This is a genomic window from Reyranella sp. (genome assembly GCF_052439685.1).
In the GTDB taxonomy this organism is placed as follows: Bacteria; Pseudomonadota; Alphaproteobacteria; order Reyranellales; family Reyranellaceae; genus Reyranella.
Window position 1 is genome coordinate 23,359 of record NZ_JBQVQG010000009.1, and the last position, 15,962, is coordinate 39,320.

General features: G+C 66.8%; 18 protein-coding genes. 12 read left to right on the forward strand and 6 right to left on the reverse strand.

The features are described 5' to 3' along the window. The 6 genes from ACT6UX_RS13755 to ACT6UX_RS13780 all read left to right on the forward strand — a co-directional run bounded on the left by ACT6UX_RS13755 (position 1) and on the right by ACT6UX_RS13780 (position 6,142). Positions 1-699 (forward strand): alpha/beta fold hydrolase, encoded by a 699-nt coding sequence (locus tag ACT6UX_RS13755; protein ID WP_444775723.1) that lies wholly within the window; start codon positions 1-3, stop codon positions 697-699. Continuing rightward, complete coding sequence (locus ACT6UX_RS13760; protein WP_444775724.1) at positions 696-1,097, forward strand: GNAT family N-acetyltransferase; 402 nt, start codon at positions 696-698, stop codon at positions 1,095-1,097. Before ACT6UX_RS13755 ends, ACT6UX_RS13760 begins: the two co-directional genes overlap by 4 nt. Positions 1,098-1,166: 69 nt before the next feature. Then, on the forward strand, positions 1,167-2,171 hold the full coding sequence (locus ACT6UX_RS13765) for an efflux RND transporter periplasmic adaptor subunit (protein ID WP_444775725.1): 1,005 nt from the start codon (positions 1,167-1,169) through the stop codon (positions 2,169-2,171). A gap of 7 nt (positions 2,172-2,178) precedes the next feature. Then, positions 2,179-3,906 (forward strand): ATP-binding cassette domain-containing protein, encoded by a 1,728-nt coding sequence (locus tag ACT6UX_RS13770; protein ID WP_444775726.1) that lies wholly within the window; start codon positions 2,179-2,181, stop codon positions 3,904-3,906. Then, positions 3,903-5,036 (forward strand): ABC transporter permease, encoded by a 1,134-nt coding sequence (locus tag ACT6UX_RS13775; protein ID WP_444775727.1) that lies wholly within the window; start codon positions 3,903-3,905, stop codon positions 5,034-5,036. The genes ACT6UX_RS13770 and ACT6UX_RS13775 overlap by 4 nt, the downstream gene beginning before the upstream one ends. A 5-nt stretch (positions 5,037-5,041) precedes the next feature. Continuing rightward, positions 5,042-6,142, forward strand: a complete 1,101-nt coding sequence (locus tag ACT6UX_RS13780; RefSeq protein WP_444775728.1) for an ABC transporter permease — start codon at positions 5,042-5,044, stop codon at positions 6,140-6,142. Between the two features lie 11 nt (positions 6,143-6,153). Here the strand turns inward: ACT6UX_RS13780 and ACT6UX_RS13785 are convergent, their stop codons facing one another. Further along, the gene (locus tag ACT6UX_RS13785) at positions 6,154-6,627 is read right to left on the reverse strand and encodes a hypothetical protein (protein ID WP_444775729.1); all 474 of its coding nucleotides are present in this window, start codon (positions 6,625-6,627) and stop codon (positions 6,154-6,156) included. Positions 6,628-6,712: 85 nt separating this feature from the next. On the opposite strand from ACT6UX_RS13785, the gene ACT6UX_RS13790 reads away from it, so the two are divergent. The 4 genes from ACT6UX_RS13790 (at position 6,713) to ACT6UX_RS13805 (ending at position 9,811) form a co-directional block, all read left to right on the forward strand. Continuing rightward, positions 6,713-7,282 (forward strand): NADPH-dependent FMN reductase, encoded by a 570-nt coding sequence (locus tag ACT6UX_RS13790; RefSeq protein WP_444775730.1) that lies wholly within the window; start codon positions 6,713-6,715, stop codon positions 7,280-7,282. Positions 7,283-7,286: 4 nt separating this feature from the next. After that, positions 7,287-8,015: a class I SAM-dependent methyltransferase gene (locus ACT6UX_RS13795; protein ID WP_444775731.1), complete on the forward strand. Its 729-nt coding sequence runs from the start codon at positions 7,287-7,289 to the stop codon at positions 8,013-8,015. After that, positions 8,012-8,443 carry an ester cyclase gene (locus tag ACT6UX_RS13800; protein ID WP_444775732.1) on the forward strand — a complete coding sequence of 144 codons (432 nt, stop codon included), beginning with the start codon at positions 8,012-8,014 and terminating at the stop codon, positions 8,441-8,443. Before ACT6UX_RS13795 ends, ACT6UX_RS13800 begins: the two co-directional genes overlap by 4 nt. Before the next feature lie 162 nt (positions 8,444-8,605). Then, the gene (locus tag ACT6UX_RS13805; RefSeq protein WP_444775733.1) at positions 8,606-9,811 is read left to right on the forward strand and encodes an MFS transporter; all 1,206 of its coding nucleotides are present in this window, start codon (positions 8,606-8,608) and stop codon (positions 9,809-9,811) included. 6 nt (positions 9,812-9,817) lie between these two features. On the opposite strand, the gene ACT6UX_RS13810 is transcribed toward ACT6UX_RS13805, so the two are convergent. Next, positions 9,818-10,207 carry a c-type cytochrome gene (locus ACT6UX_RS13810; protein WP_444775734.1) on the reverse strand — a complete coding sequence of 130 codons (390 nt, stop codon included), beginning with the start codon at positions 10,205-10,207 and terminating at the stop codon, positions 9,818-9,820. A 47-nt stretch (positions 10,208-10,254) separates the two neighbouring features. Between ACT6UX_RS13810 and alkB the strand changes: the two genes are divergently transcribed. After that, positions 10,255-10,896 (forward strand): DNA oxidative demethylase AlkB, encoded by a 642-nt coding sequence (gene alkB, locus ACT6UX_RS13815; RefSeq protein ID WP_444775893.1) that lies wholly within the window; start codon positions 10,255-10,257, stop codon positions 10,894-10,896. An 85-nt stretch (positions 10,897-10,981) separates the two neighbouring features. Here alkB and ACT6UX_RS13820 read toward each other — a convergent pair whose 3' ends face one another. Genes ACT6UX_RS13820 through ACT6UX_RS13835 form a run of 4 tightly spaced genes read right to left on the reverse strand, consistent with a single transcriptional unit; the run spans position 10,982 to position 14,607 of the window. After that, positions 10,982-11,953: a Bug family tripartite tricarboxylate transporter substrate binding protein gene (locus ACT6UX_RS13820; RefSeq protein ID WP_444775735.1), complete on the reverse strand. Its 972-nt coding sequence runs from the start codon at positions 11,951-11,953 to the stop codon at positions 10,982-10,984. Positions 11,954-11,983: 30 nt separating this feature from the next. Continuing rightward, positions 11,984-12,418, reverse strand: a complete 435-nt coding sequence (locus ACT6UX_RS13825) for a Zn-ribbon domain-containing OB-fold protein (RefSeq protein WP_444775736.1) — start codon at positions 12,416-12,418, stop codon at positions 11,984-11,986. After that, a complete protein-coding gene (locus ACT6UX_RS13830; protein WP_444775737.1) occupies positions 12,415-13,575 on the reverse strand; it encodes a thiolase family protein in 1,161 nt (386 codons plus the stop codon). The genes ACT6UX_RS13825 and ACT6UX_RS13830 overlap by 4 nt, the downstream gene beginning before the upstream one ends. A gap of 48 nt (positions 13,576-13,623) precedes the next feature. Continuing rightward, positions 13,624-14,607 (reverse strand): Bug family tripartite tricarboxylate transporter substrate binding protein, encoded by a 984-nt coding sequence (locus ACT6UX_RS13835; RefSeq protein ID WP_444775738.1) that lies wholly within the window; start codon positions 14,605-14,607, stop codon positions 13,624-13,626. Positions 14,608-14,700: 93 nt separating this feature from the next. Here ACT6UX_RS13835 and ACT6UX_RS13840 point away from each other — a divergent pair, with 93 nt between their 5' ends. Continuing rightward, complete coding sequence (locus ACT6UX_RS13840; RefSeq protein WP_444775739.1) at positions 14,701-15,942, forward strand: amidohydrolase family protein; 1,242 nt, start codon at positions 14,701-14,703, stop codon at positions 15,940-15,942. Positions 15,943-15,962 lie beyond the last annotated feature (20 nt).

Below are 15,962 nucleotides of genomic sequence, written 5' to 3' on the forward strand. Positions count from 1 at the left end.
ATGTCGCGTTCTCCGCTCGTGCTGCTGCCGGGCCTGCTCAACACGCGCCGCGTCTTCGACCCGCAGGTCGAGGCTCTGGCGGACATTGCCGATTTCACCATTCCCGAGCTCTGGCACCACGACACGATGGCGGCCATGGCCGACGCCGTTCTCGCCAGGGCGCCTGCGACCTTCGCCCTGTGCGGCTTCTCGATGGGCGGCTACGTCGCCTTCGAAATCTTCCGCCGCGCCCCGGAGCGGGTCGAGCGTATCGCCTTGATCGACACGCAAGCGGCCCCCGATTCGCCGGAGACAGCCGCGCGGCGGCGGGGGTTCATCGAGCAGACGCGGATCGGCCGGTTCCATGGCATCCATCCGACCCTGCTGCCGCAACTCGTCCATCCCTCGCGGGTTGACGACGAGAGCATCACGCAGCCTCTCTTCGACATGGCCTGCGAGATCGGCGGCGACGGCTTCGTGCGCCAGCAGCAGGCGATCCTCGGTCGCGCCGACAGCCGTCCGCTCCTGGTCGAGATCGAGATGCCGACCCTCGTGATCGTGGGCCGCCATGACCGGGTGACGCCGCCCGAGCGGGCCCAGCAGATGGCCAGCGACATCGCCAACGCCCGCCTCGAGGTCATCGACGATTCCGGACACATGACCCCCCTGGAGAAACCGGCCGAGGTCTCGGCCGCCCTGAGGAGATGGCTGACGCAATGAACACGATCTACGCCCGCGAGGACGATCTCGGTGCCGACGAATATATCGACGTGGTCGCCAAGTCGGGCCTCAACCGCCCCATCACCGATCGTGCGCGCATCGAGCAGATGCTGAAGCAGGCCAACCTGATCCTGACTGCACGCCAGGATGGTAAGCTGGTGGGCTTCGCCCGCTCGCTCACCGACTTCTGCTTCTGCTGCTATCTCTCCGACCTTGCGGTCGACAAGGCCTGCCAGGGCCAGGGGATCGGCCGCCGCCTGATCGAGGAGACGCGCGTTGCAGCCGGCGGGCCGCGGACGACCACCCTGCTGCTTTCGGCACCGACAGCCATGACCTTCTACGAAGGCATCAAGATGCCCAAGGCCGACAACTGCTTCCTCTATCGCCGGCAGGCTTGACCGACATCAAGGGGCGGAACGCCGAATGGTTCTAGGTCTCCACGCAGCAATCGAAGCGTGGAGTACGGAATGCCCAAGTCTCGCCGCCGCTGGCCGACCCTGGTCGCGCTGCTCGTCGTGGCGCTGGCCGCCGGCGGTGGCGCCGCCTACCGCTACTGGCCGCGGGCCCAGCCGGCCTTCCTCACCCTGTACGGCAATGTCGACATCCGCCAGGTCGACCTCGCCTTCAACGCCACCGGCCGTCTCCAGCAGCTGCGCAAGGAGGAAGGCGACGCGGTGAAGGAAGGCGAGACGGTGGCGGCGATGGAAGCCGACACCTATCGCGACGCCGCTTCCCTGGCCCGCGCCAGGGTCGAGGCACAACGCGCGGCGGTCGAACGGCTCGAAACCGGCAGCCGTCCCGAGGAGATCGCCCGGGACCGCGCCCAGGTCGATGCGAACAAGGCCGCCGTCATCGACGCCGAACTCCTCCTCAAGCGACGGACGGAACTGCTGGCCGGCGGCAACGTCTCGCGCCAGCTCTACGACGAGGCGAAGAACGCCTACGATTCCGCACGGGCCCGTCTCGACAACTCCCAGCAGGTTTCGCGACTGACCGAGCTCGGCCCCCGCCGAGAGGACATCGAGCAGGCAAAGGCCCTGCTGCGGTCGGAAGAGTCGCTTCTTTCGCTGGCGGAGCGGCGGCTTGCCGACACGGTGCTGAAATCGCCGGCCGAGGGGATCGTACTCAGCCGCATCGTCGAGCCTGGCGCGATGGTCAGTCCCGCCAATCCGATCTTCACCGTGTCCCTCACCGACAAGGTCTGGGTCCGCACCTACGTCTCCGAGCCCGATCTCGGCCGTATCCGGCCGGGGATGGCGGTAACGGTCGTCACCGACACGGATCCGACCCGCCCCTACGAGGGCTGGATCGGCTTCATCTCGCCCACGGCCGAGTTCACGCCGAAGACCGTGGAAACGACCGAGCTGCGCACCCAGCTCGTCTATCGCCTGCGCGTGTTCATCAAGACTCCCGACGATGGCCTGCGCCAGGGCATGCCGGTCACGGTCCGCGTCCCGCTCGGCGCCCGCTAGGCCGGCCATGCCTGCGACCGTCACTCTCACCGGCCTCGGCAAGAATTTCGGGACCATGGCCGCCCTGTCGGGCGTAACGGCCACCCTCGCGGCCGGCCAGATCACCGGTCTGGTCGGTCCGGATGGTGCGGGAAAGACGACGCTGCTGCGCTTGATCGCCGGCCTGCTCACGCCAGACTCGGGAACGCTGGAGGTGCTGGGCCATGCGGCGGAGAATCGCGACGCGGTGCGTGGCGAGATCGGGTACATGCCGCAGCGCTTCGGCCTCTACGAGGATCTGACGGTCCAGGAGAATCTCGATCTCCAGGCCGACCTGCACGATCTGGACAGGGCGACGCGGCGCGAGCGTTTCGAGACCCTGCTGCAATTCACCGGCCTCGCGCCCTTCACCGGTCGGCTGGCAGGGCAGCTCTCCGGCGGCATGAAACAGAAGCTCGGGCTCGCCTGTGCCCTGCTGCCGCGGCCGAAGCTGATGCTGCTCGACGAACCGAGCGCTGGCGTCGATCCCGCCTCCCGGCGGGAACTCTGGCGTATCGTGCGGACGATGGCGGGGACCGGCGTCGCGATCGTCTGGAGCACCGCCTATCTCGACGAGGCCGAACGGTGCGACAGCTTTCTCCTGCTCGATCGCGGCCGCCTCCTCGCCTCCGGCAGTCCGTCGGACTTCACGCGGCAACTGGAAGGAAGAACCTTTCTGGCTGAGCTGCCCGAGGGACAGCGCCATCGCATCCAGCGTGGCGTGGCCGCCTTGCCGCCCATTGCGGACGCCACGATCCAGGGCCGCAGCCTACGGCTCGTGCTGAAGGCGCAATCCGCCCTCCCCGACCTGACGGATGTGATGGGCAACAATGCAACGACACGTCCGACGCGGCCGCGCTTCGAGGATGCGTTCGTCAGCCTGCTCCAGGCCGACCGGCCGCCCATCGCGGCGCCGCCGGTTCAGGAGGCCCTCACGCGTTCCGCCGACGGCATCGCGATCGAGGCCCGTGACCTCACGCGCGACTTCGGAAGATTCCGAGCCGTCGACAAAGTGAGCTTCTCGGTCAAGCCCGGCGAGATCTTCGGGCTGCTCGGTCCCAACGGTGCGGGCAAGTCCACGACCTTCCGCATGCTCTGCGGTCTGCTGGCGCCGAGCGCGGGTTCGGCGCATGTCGCCGGGGTCGATCTCGGCCGTGCCCGCGCCACCGCACGCGAACGCATCGGCTACATGTCCCAGAAATTCTCGCTCTACGGCAATCTGTCGGTGCGCGACAATCTCGACTTCTTCAGCGGCGTCTACGGCCTGGCCGGCCGTCGCCGCTCGAGCCGTATCGCCTGGACGATCGAGAGCTTCGACCTTGAATCCGTCGTGAACCTGGAGGCCGGCAGCCTGCCGCTCGGCTTCAAGCAGCGCCTGGCACTGGGATGCGCGCTGCTGCACGAACCGCAGGTCCTGTTCCTCGACGAGCCGACATCGGGCGTCGATCCGCTGATGCGGCGTGAATTCTGGTCTCGCATCGGCGGGCTCGCCGAGGGCGGCGTCACGGTGCTGGTGACCTCGCACTTCATGGAGGAGGCCGAGTATTGCGACCGGCTGGGCATCGTCTATGCGGGACGGATGATCGCCTCAGGCAGCCCGGACGCGATGAAGCAGCGCTTCGTCACGGCGGAGCTGCCCGAGCCGACGCTCGAAGACGCATTCGTGGGGCTGATCCGCGAACATGACGCAGGCGGTCAGGACGCGGCCGCCGCATGACCTCGGCCCGCACCTTCTTCCGACGCTTCGGCGGGTTGCTGCACAAGGAGTTCGTGCAGATCGTGCGCGATCCCTCGTCGATCGCGATCGCTCTCGTGATGCCGGTCGTCCTGCTCCTGCTGATCGGCTTCGGCATCTCGCTCGATGCCCGCAACGTGCGCTTCGGGATCGTCGACGAGAACCGCAGCGTCGAAACGGCGGGCCTGTTCCAGGCCTTCGCCAACACGCCCTACTTCAGGCCCTTCTCTTTCCTCACATCGAAGGCCGCCGAAGCCGCGCTGATGCGTGGCGACATCGAGGGCTTCGTGGTGCTGCGCAGCGATTTCTCCCGGCGCGTGGCCGATCCCATCCGCGCGGCCGACATCGCCATCGTGGTCAACGGAGTCGACGCCAACAACGCCCGCATCGTCACCGGCTATGCCCAGGGTGTCGTGGCGACGTGGCTGCTGGGTCACCGGCGGGACCGCGCCCAGCCGGCTGTGTCCCCCGTCACGGTCGAGAACCGCTACTGGTTCAATCCCGAGATTCGCAGCACCAACTTCATCGTGCCGGGCCTGATCGCGATGGTCATGACCATGATCGGCGCCCTGCTGACCGCACTGGTGGTCGCGCGCGAATGGGAGCGCGGCACCATGGAGGCCATGCTCGCCTCGCCGGCCAGCATGACCGAAATCCTGCTCGGCAAGCTGGTCGCCTATTTCGTGCTCGGGTTGGGCGGCCTCGCCGTCTCCGTGTTCATCGGGCTGGTCGTGTTCGAAGTGCCGTTCCGGGGATCCGCCGAAGTGCTTATTGCGATTTCTTCGGTGTTCCTCATCGTCTCTCTCGCGATGGGCCTGCTGATCTCCACCGTCGCTCGCAGCCAGTTCGTCGCCGCCCAGCTCGCCTTCCTCGTGACCTTCATGCCGGCGCTGATCCTGTCGGGCCTCATGTTCGACATCGAGAGCATGCCGCGCTGGGTACAGGCCGTAACGACGGTCTTTCCGGCCCGCTACTTCGTGTCGAGCCTGCAGACCCTGTTCCTCGCCGGCACGGTGTGGCCCGTCCTGCTGCCCAACCTCGCGATGCTGATGGGCTTCGCCGTCCTGTTTCTCGCGCTGGCCATCGCCCGCACCCACCGCAGCCTGGAGTAGCCGTCATGTGGGGGCGTATCGCCGCGCTGATCCTCAAGGAATTCAAGATGCTGTGGAAGGACCGCAAGAGCCGCATGGTTCTCGTGGTCCCGCCGCTGGTTCAGCTCGTCCTGTTCGCCAGCGCCGCAACGTTCGAGGTCACGGATGCCGCACTCGGCCTCTGGATCGAGGACCGTGCGAATCCGGCGCAGGAACTGGTCAGCCGCTTCGAGGCCTCACCGGCCTTCCACGTCGTCGCGCGCTTCGACAATCCGCAGGCCGTCCAGGACGCGCTCGACTCGCAAAAAGTGAAGGCGGTACTGCATGTCGGCCAGACCTTCTCGGCGGACGCCGCGGCCGGCCGGCCGGCTCGAGTCCAGCTGCTGCTCGACGGCCGCAAATCGAACGCCGCCCTCATCCTGCAGAGCTACGCGCTGGGCATCGTCGAAAGCTACAATCTCGCGCGGGCAGGCCAGGCCATCGCCGAGCTGAACATCCAGTCGCGGGCCTGGTTCAATCCCAATTTCGACAGCCGCTGGTTCATCCTGCCCGGCCTGACGGTTCTGCTCACCATCGTGGCGATCCTGCTGATCACCGCCCTCTCGGTCGCCCGCGAACGCGAGCTCGGCACGTTCGAGCAGCTTCTCGTCACACCATTGCGTCCGATGGAGATCCTGGTGGGAAAGACCGTCCCGGCGCTCTGCATCGGTTTCGTCGAGGCAAACGTCATCGCCGCGCTGGCCTGCTTTGCCTATGGCGTGCCGTTCGTCGGCAGTGCTGTCCTGTTCAACGTCGCCATCGCGGTCTTCGTGCTGTCGGCGGTGGGCATCGGCCTGGTCATCTCATCGATCGCAAAGACACAGCAGCAGGCGATCCTGGGGGTCTTTCTCTTCCTGTCGCCGGCCGCGGTGCTGTCCGGCTTCACGACCCCGATCGCCAACATGCCCGACTGGGCGCAGGCCCTCACCCACCTCAATCCCATCCGCTACATGGTGACCCTGAGCCGCGGGATCTTCCTGCAGGATCTCCCGTGGGCTCTCGCCTGGCCTCAGCTCTGGCCGATGGCGCTGATCGGATGCGTCACGCTGGGCTTCGCGACCTGGCTGTTCTCGCGCCGGCTGGAATAGCCGGCGCGCGCTTAGCCGCCCTTCTGCGCCTGGATCGCCCTCTGCAGCTCGCGGTCGAAGCCCCTGAGCGACTGAATGAAGGGCCCGGCCATCGTGCCCTGCAGCTGGAGCTGGACCTGGATCTGCGAACCGGAGCGGAGCTGCGGCAGCAACTCGGCCGACTTGGCCGTGTCGTACTGGCAGATCCCCTGTCCACAGATGCTGGTCGAGATGAAGGGGTTGGAATCGACCTGTATGCTGGCCTGCACGCCCTGGCCGTCGCCGACCACCGAGATCTTGTTGTAAGCCGCCGAGTAGCGCACGACGAGGAACTGTCCGAGCAGGCTGTTGCCGTCGATCGTCGCCTGCACGCCGCAATCCCGGCCGCCCTCCGAGGAGCAGAACATGACCCACTTGTCGGGCGGCTGGTCCTGCGCGGAGGCCGGCTGCGAAAGGGTCAATGCGGCGGCCGCGACGCCGGCGGCCACGAATACGGATCGCATCATCTTTCGCTTTGCTCCCAGGTTTGCCAACTTTCCAAGCGCCACCTATGTAGCCGCCTGCGCCCACGCTGACAAAGGAACCCTTCGCATGTCCGAGAGCCTGAAACTCGTCGCTTTCTGCGGCAGCCTGCGCAAGGCGTCGTTCAACCGCCTGTCGCTGCAGGCCTTCGTCGAGCGGCTGCCGGCCGGCGCCACGTGCGAGACGATCGAGATCGGCGACTGGCCGCTCTACGATGCCGACCTCCAGGCCAAGGGCTTTCCCGACAAGGTGCAGGCCGCACAGAAGGCCATGCTCGAGGCCGATGGCATCGTCCTCGTCAGTCCTGAATATAATTACGGCATCTCGGGCGTGCTGAAGAACGCCATCGACTGGCTCTCGCGCATGACCCCGCAGCCCTTCGCCGCAAAGCCGGTCGCCCTGTTCGGCGCCTCGATGGGCGTCCTCGGGACGGCGCGTGCGCAGTATCAGCTTCGCCAGACGCTGGTGTTCCTCGACGGGCGCCCGGTCAACAAGCCCGAGGTCATGATCGCCCAGGCGCAGAACAAGTTCGCCGACGGCAAACTCACCGACGAGATGACGGGCAAGTTGCTCGGCGATCTCGGCGCCGCGCTGGCACTCGCCTGCCGCCAGGCCAGGGCGGCCGCTTCCGTCAAATAGGACGATGACGCAGAATATCTACGACACCGCCGAGTTCTTCGCGGGCTACAGCCGCCTTCCGCGTTCCGTGGACGGACTGGCGGCCGCGCCGGAATGGCCGACCCTGCAGTCGATGCTTACCGACCTGCAGGGTCGTCGCGTCGTCGACCTGGGCTGCGGCTTCGGCTGGTTCTGCCGCTGGGCGCGGGAGGCCGGAGCGGCCTCCGTTCAGGGCCTCGACGTGTCGGAGAATATGCTGGCGCGGGCGCGCGAGACGACCTCCGATTCGGCGATCATCTATGCCCGCGCCGATCTCGAACGGCTCGACCTCGCCGAGGGTGCATTCGATCTCGTCTACAGCTCGCTGGCGCTGCACTACATCGAGAACCTGCGCGGCCTGTTCGAGCGCGTGCACTGCGGCCTCGCGCCCGGCGGCCGCTTCGTCTTCTCGGTCGAGCATCCGATGTACACCGCACCTGCCAAGCCCGGTTGGACGCACGATCACGACGGCCGCCTCACCTGGCCGGTGAACCGCTACAGCGAAGAAGGTGCCCGTTCGACCGACTGGCTGGCCAAGGGCGTGATCAAGCAGCACCGCACCCTCGCCAGCTACGTCAATCTGCTGATCGAGAGCGGCTTCACCTTGGCGAGGTTGGAAGAGTGGTCCGCGAGCGCCACTGATGTCGCCGCCCACCCCGACTGGGCCGGGGCGGACGAGAGACCGTCGTTCCTTCTGATGGCAGCGCACCGATGACAACCCGCGAACAAGTCCGCGCGCTGATCGAGCGCCTGCACGAGATCTGGGGTACCGGCGAACTCGACGCAATCCCGGAAATCTATGCCGCCGACTTCGTGGCGCACATGCCCAAGGGCTGGGGTAAAGGCGAAAGTCGCGACGGGCACGAGGGCATCCGCCGAGCCATCGAACGCATCCGTGCCGGCTTTCCCGACTGGTGCGAACACATCGACGACATGATCATCGATGGCGACCGGGTCGCCGTGCGCTATCACTCGACGGGAACCCATCTCGGCCCCTTCGGCAAACGCACGCCGACCGGCCGCGCGATCAATGTCGACGAGATCTCGATCTTCCGCATCGAGAACGGTCGCGTCGCCGAGCAGTGGTGCCTCAACGACGACCTCGCCTTCGACAAGCAGATCGACGGCAAGAGTCTCGAGTAGATAATACCCGTCGTCTCCCCACTTCGCGCCGGAGCCTGCCCCGAGGGCTTCCGAAGGGGCTGCTCCGGTCGAGACGACGGGTCTATTGGATCGCGATTGCACCACCATCCTTCGGCACAGACCGAAGGAATGTGCGCCGCATCCGTGGTAGCAAGCCGGGCCATGGCGTCGAGACCGCTCCTCCTCATCCTGCTGATCGCCGTCACCTGCCTCAGCCAGTTCTATCGCGTGTCGAACAGCGTGATCGCGCCGGAGCTCGTGCGCGATCTCGATCTTAGCGCGCGCCAGCTCGGCTGGGCGGGCAGTGCCTTCTTCTTCGCCCTGTTCGCGGTGCAGATCCCCGTCGGCATGTGGTTCGACCGGTTCGGGGCGCGCCGGACGGTCGCCGCGCTGTCCCTGCTCGCGATGCTGGGCTCGCTGTGGATCGCCAATGCCAGCGATGCGGCGGACCTGATCGCCGGGCGCACCATCGTCGGCGTGGGCTGCGCCGCCTCCTTCATGTCCGTGGTGTTCCTGTGCTCGCGCTGGTTCGAGCCGGCCAAGCTCGCGACGCGGCTCTCCTGGGTGTTCGCGGCCTCGAACATCGGCACGCTCGCGGCCGCCACGCCGCTCGCCTGGATCGCGGCCACGGTCGGCTGGCGCAGCGGCTTCGTGGGCCTCGCCGTCGTCACACTGATGGTCGCCGTGGGCTTCCTGGTCTTCGTGCGCGACCGGCCGCCAGAATATCGCGGACCCGAGCCCGGGCGTGAATCGCCGCGCCAGATCCTGCGCGGTCTTTGGGAAGTCTGGCGCACCCCCGGCCTCGGGCCCGTGCTCTCGATGCATTTCTTCGCCTACGCGACGATGCTGACGGTATTGGGCGTGTGGGGCGGTCCCTATCTCTACGACGTGTACAAACTCGACGGCGTCGCCCGCGGCAACGTGCTGCTGGCCATGGGCGTGGCGCAGATCCTGGGCATCCTGGCCTATGGACCGATGGATCGCGTGCTGCGTTCGCGCAAACGGGTGGTGTTCGGCGGCGCAGCGATCTCCACGGTGCTGCTGGCGATCCTGGCGGCGCTCCCCAGCCCGCCGCTCTGGCTCGCCGTCTCGCTGCTGATCGCCTTCTGCTTCTTCTGCGCCTACGGCACCGTGATCGTGGCCCAGGGTCGCACGCTGTTTCCCGACCGGCTGGCCGGCCGCGGCGTCACCACCGTGAACATGGCGCAATGCCTGGGGCTCGCCGTGCTGCCGGCCGGCGCCGGCTACATCGTCGAAGCCTTCGGCGCCGGCGACACGGCCTATCGTTGGGTGTTCGGCGTGCTCGCCGCCGGGATCGTGCTGGGCTCGTTCGCCTATGTGCGGGCGCGCGACAGCTTTACGGTGTGAGGGAGACTACTTCGTCGCTTCCTTGAGATAGGCGACGAGGTCGGCGAGCTGGCCGGCGTTCTTCACGCCATTGTAGAGCATCTTGGTGCCGGGCACCTTGCCCTTGGGATCACGATTGTATTCGGCGAGTGTCGCCTCGTCCCAGACGATGCCCGAATTCTTCATCGCATCGGAATAGGCGTAGCCCGCGCCGGTGCCGGCCTTGCGCCCGAACAAGCCGTGCAGGTTGGGACCCGTCACCTGCGTGCCGTCCTTCTCCAGAGTGTGGCAGGACTTGCATTGGGTATTGAAGACGCGCTGGCCCTTCGAGGCCTCTCCCGATTGCGCGGCGGCGGGGCCGCCCGCGGTCGCCATCCCGGCGACGATCACAGCGGCGGCAGTGATCCAGTTGTTCATCACGCTACTCCTGATGCTTCCGGCGGAAGATGCCCTATATCGATGAGATGCAGCAAAGCCTGTTCGACGCAGATGGCGGAAGGGAGGCGCTGGCGCCCGGCGCCACGGTCTTGCGCGGATTCGCACGAAAGCGTGATGTCGCGCTGCTGGCGGCGATCGAGGCGATCGCGGCCCAGGCGCCCTTCCGGCGCATGGTGACGCCTGGCGGCTTCGAGATGTCGGTGGCGATGACCAACTGCGGTACGGCCGGCTGGGTCACGGATCGAACCGGCTACCGCTATCGGACGGACGACCCGCAAAGCGGTGCGCCATGGCCCGCGATGCCGCCCACCTTCCTCGCGCTGGCCGACGACGCCGCGACCGCGGCGGGGTTCCCGACCTTCGCGCCCGACGCCTGCCTGATCAACCGCTACGAGCTCGGCGCGAAGCTGTCGCTTCATCAGGACAAGGACGAAGCCGACTATGCCCATCCCATCGTGTCGGTGTCGCTCGGCCTGCCCGCCACCTTCCAGTTCGGTGGGCCCAAACGCGCCGATCCCGTCCGGAAGGTCACGCTGGAGCATGGCGACGTCGTGGTGTGGGGCGGACCGTCACGCCTCTTCCATCACGGCGTCCTGACATTGAAAAGCGGCGAGCATCCGTTGACCGGACGCCGCCGCTTCAATCTCACATTGCGCAAGGCGCTATAGGCCGCCTCCACCTCACCACCTCACCCTTCGACACGCGCCCGGTGGGCGCCCCTCAGGGTGAGGACTTTCCAAATGGCCAGATCGCCTACTCCGGCTTGATGTTCTGTTCCTTGATCAGCGTCGTCCAGCGCTTCTCTTCCTTCTCGAGGAAGGTCTTGAACTCGGCCGGTGTCGAGGCGCGGATCTCCACGCCCTGCGGCTTGAAGCGCTCAATCATCTCGGGCTCGGCCGCGATCTTGGCGATCGCCTTCTGCAGCTTGTCGACGATCGCCTTGGGCGTGCCGGCCGGCACCACCATGCCCTGCCAGAACACCGCCTCGAAGTCGGGCAGGCCCGCCGACTCGACCACGGTCGGGATGTCGGGGAAGGCGGGCGAGCGCTTGAGGCTTGAGATGGCGATGGCCCGGGTGCGGCCCGTCGCCAGGATCGGCTTCGCCTCGAGCGCCGCCGAGAACATCATCTGTGCCTGCCCCGAGGCCACGTCCTGCCCGGCCTGCGCGCCGCCCTTGTAGGGAACGTGCGTGATGTCGAGCTTGGCCTGCGCCTTCAGCAGTTCGGCCGCCAGATGGTTGGTGGCACCGATGCCCGAACTCGCGATGTTGAACTTGCCGGGATTGGCTTTCACGTAGGCGATCAGCTCGGCCATGTTCTTGGCGGGGAAATCGGCGTTCACATGCAGGATGAAGGGCGTGAACGACATCAGCGACACGAGCTCGAAGCTCTTGTTCGGGTCGTACTGGACCTGGCCCGTGAGCGTCGGGTTGATGATCAGCGACGTGCCAGCGGCATAGATCGTGTAGCCGTCGGGCGCGGCCTTGGCGACGAAGTTGGACGCGACGGTGGTGGCCGCGCCGGCGCGATTGTCGACGATGAACGGCTTGCCGAGTTCCGCCGAGAGCTTCTCGGCATAGACGCGGGCCACGGCGTCGTTCACGCCGCCCGGCGGATAGGGCACGACCAGCGAGACGGGCTTGGTCGGCCAGTCGGTCTGCGCCGAGGCGGCAAACGGCAATAGCAGCGCGGCAAGGGCCGACGCTACGAATACGGAACGCTTCATGATTTTCCTCCCGGGATTTCTCTGTCTTATCTATTCGGCAACGAAGACGGGCAGCGTCACCTCTTTGTTGACCGGCTCGAAGCCGAGCTTCACGCGCCGGCCGATCTTCAGCCCGGCCTCGGGAACACCGTGCAGCTGCGCATTGACGCGGACGCCGGCATCCATGTCGACCAGCGCCACGATGTAGGGCGCCGAGGCCTTGAAGAAGAAGTTGAACGGATGGTGGCAGACCGTCCAGCTGTGCAGGCTACCGCCCAGCGGCGCCTCCTTGAATTCGCTCTCCATCGAGAAACAGTGCGGGCAGACCGGCCGCGGATAGTGCCGGACCTTGCCGCAGGACGAGCAGTATTGCAGCAGGAAGCGGCCCTCGCGCATGCCGTCCCAGTAGGGCTGGCTCTCGCGCGTCGGAGTCGGCAGCGGACGTTCGGGGGCCGGTGGAGCGGCCAGTGCAGGAGCCTGGCTCATGCCGCTCTCCTGAGGATGGCGATCGACCCGTCGCCCATGTCGCCATAGCCGGTGACGAGGCCCAGCTCGGCATCCTTCACCTGCGCGCGGCCAGCCTCGCGACGAAGCTGGCGCGTGAGTTCGATCACATGGTTGAGTCCGACCACATGGCCCTGGCTCAGCAGCCCGCCATGCGTGTTGATGGGAAGTTCGCCGCCCAGCGCGATGCGGCCGTCCATGACGAACGGCCCACCCTCGCCGGTCTTGCAGAAGCCCAGGATCTCGAGCTGGCGGATCACCGTGAAGGTGAAGCAGTCGTAGATCTCGGCGACGTCGATATCCTTCGGACCGACGCCCGCCATGGCGAAGGCCCGCGGCGCGGATTTCACCAGGCCGAACTCCAGCAGGTCGGGACGCTGGGCGATCGACGCGGGCGAATCGGGATGCCCTTCGGCCGTGCCGGCGATGGTGACGAGCGGCTTCCTGAGGTCCTTCGCGCGATCGGTGGCGCTAATGATGACCGCCGCGCCGCCGTCGCTCTCCAGGCTGCAGTCGAACAGACGGAACGGGTCGGAGATCATGCGCGAGGCGTGATGATCCTCGACCGTCAGCGGCTTGTTCATCACGACGTTGCCGTTGAGGATCGCATGCTGGCGCGTGACGACGGCGACTTCGGCGAACTGCCGCGCCGTCGTGCCGTAGAGCTCCATGTGGCGGCGCGCGCCCTGGGCGTAGAGCTGGGCCGGCGCGAACATGCCGATCGGTGCCTCGAACTCGGCCGCCTGTGCGAACACCGGGAACTGCTGCAGGCGCGTGGACACGCGTGAGCCGGAATATCCCGTGCGGCCGACCGAGATCAGCACGTGTTTGCAGACGCCGGTCGTCACCGCCATCGCCGCCATCTGGATGGCGGCGACACAGGTGGCACCGCCCATCGGAATGAAGGCCGAGAGCGTGAGATCCTTCAGGCCGAGATTGGCGATGAAGTCCTCGGCGATGGCGCCACCCGGAAAGTACGGGATCACGCCGTCGACGTCGCGCGGATCGATCCCGGCATCGTCGAGCGCCTTGAGACTGGCCTCGAGCTGCAGCGCGAGCCCGCTCTTGGTCGTGCCGCGCGTGTACGCGGTCTCGCCAATGCCGCTCACCGCCGCCTTGTCGCGAAGCGGATGCACCATCTTGATTTCCTCCGGCACGCATTGTGCCGGAAGCGGCGCATCAGGCAATCAGTCTGCGCGGATATTTCCCGCCTTGATCACCTCGCGCCAGCGCGGCAGTTCCTTGGCGATCAGCGCGGTGTAGCCCGCCGAGCCCAAAGTGCCGGGCCGGATGCCGAGCTTGTCGAACCGCTGCTTGATCTCGGCGCTTTGCAGGGCGGCAGCGATCTCCACCTCCCATCGCTTGGCGATCTCGGGCGGGATTCCGGCCGGCGCGGAAAAGCCGAACCAGTTGGTCGCCACGACTTCGGGAAATCCCGCCTCGCGAAAGGTCGGCACGTCCGGCAGGGTCGGCGCACGCTGATCCTCGCTCACCGCCAGCGGCTTCATGCGCTTGGAGGTGAAGTAGCCGCTCGCCGTCGGCAGGCTCTCCATCAGCGCGGTGATCTGCCCACCCATCAAGTCGTTCATCGCCGGCGCCGAGCCGCGATAAGGAATGTGGGTGAGCTGCGTCTTGGTCGAGAGGGCCAGCAGCTGGCCGACCAGATGGTTCATCGTGCCGTTGCCGCCCGAGCCGTAAGTCACCTCGCCCGGCTTGGCTCGCGCCATCTCGATCAGCTCCTTCACCGAGCCGATCGGCGAGGTGCCGTTCACCGCCAGTACGCTCGGGAAGGTGCCGACCAGGTGGATATGCGTGAAGTCGGCCAGCGGATCGTAGGGCACGTCCTTGTAGAGGACCGGCCCGATGCCGTGCGACGCCGCGCTGGAGATCATGACGATATGCGCGTCGCCGCGGGCCTTCGCGACGATGTCCGCCCCCAGCATGCCACCGGCGCCGGGCTTGTTCTCGACGATGATGGGCTGGCCGAGTTTCGTGCCGAAATACTCCGCCAGTGCCCTCGACATGATGTCGGCCGCGCCCGCGGGCGGGAAATTGACGATCCAGCGGATCGGCTTGGTCGGCCAGGCGGCAGTCTGCGCCGCGGCGATGCCCGGAGAAACGGCGGCGGCGGCAGCGGTGCCGGCGATCAAGAGATGACGTCGAGAAAGCATGGTTCTTGCTGAGCCTCCGGGGCCGTCGGGCTGTTAATGACCGGCGGCATGGTGCAACATGCGTGCCGGCCGCCGCCGGCGACTGGAGTGATGATGGATTTCGACCTTGTCTTGCGCGATGTGCGGCTCGCCGACAGTACGCCCGATCAACCGACGACTGACATTGGCGTTATTCAGGGCCGCATCGCCGCCATCGCCCCGAAGCTCGGCGGCAGCGCCCGGGAAGAATACAAGGGTCATGGCCGGCTGGTCTGTTCGGGCTTCGTCGATACCCACATCCACCTCGACAAGGCCTGCATCCTCGGCCGCTGCGAGCACAACACCAAGCGCATGCCGCACCTCGCCATGGAGCGCGTGTCGGCGGTGAAGCACACGATGACGGTCGAGGATGTGATCGAGCGTGCGTCGGCGACCATCGAGAAATGCATCAGCCACGGTGCCACCCGCATGCGCCCCCATTGCGAGGTCGACCCCAGGATCGGGATGCGCGGTTTCGAGGGCGTCAAGGCGCTGGTCGACAAGTACAAGTGGGCGATCGACATCGAGCTCTGCGTCATGCCGCAGGAAGGCTTGACCAATAATCCCGGCACCGACGAGCTGATGGTCGAGGCGCTGAAGAACGGCGCGAGGGTCGTCGGCGCGGCGCCCAGCTACGACAGCGACAGCGCCGCCCAGATCCATCGCGTCTTCGAGATGGCACGCGAGTTCGATGCCGATATCGACATGCATGTCGACAGCGGCCCCACGGCCGAGCATCTCGACACGCTGCTGGTCTGCGATCTCGCCGAAAAATACAAATGGGGCGGCCGGGTCGCCGTTGGCCACGTCGGCAAGCTCGCGACCATGCCGTTCAAGGACCTCGACAAGGTCGCGCGCCGCATGGCCGACGCCGGCGTCGCCGCCACGGTGCTGACCGCGACCGATCTCTATCTCGGCGGCCGGCACACCGACCACAACGTGCCGCGCAACGTCCTCGACCTGAACTTCCTGACCGAGCGCGGCGTCACCTGCTCGGTCGCGTCCAACAACATCCTCAATCCGTTCACGCCGTTCGGCGACGGCCAGCTGCTGCGCCAGGTGAACATGCACGCGATCGTCACCCAGCGCGCCAACGACGACGAGGTGAAGGCGCTCTGGGACATGACGACCAAGACGGCCGCCAAGCTGATGCGCAAGGACGATTACGGCATCGCCGTCGGCGGTCCCGCCGATCTCGTCGTGCTCGACGCCCCGGATTCCGTCATGGCCCTCAGGACCATCGCGCCGGTCCTGGCCGCCTATAAGCGCGGTCGCCGCACCGTCACGCGCGAACCCGTCCAGCTGCACCGGCCGTAATCGATTTCAAGAAGAGGAAG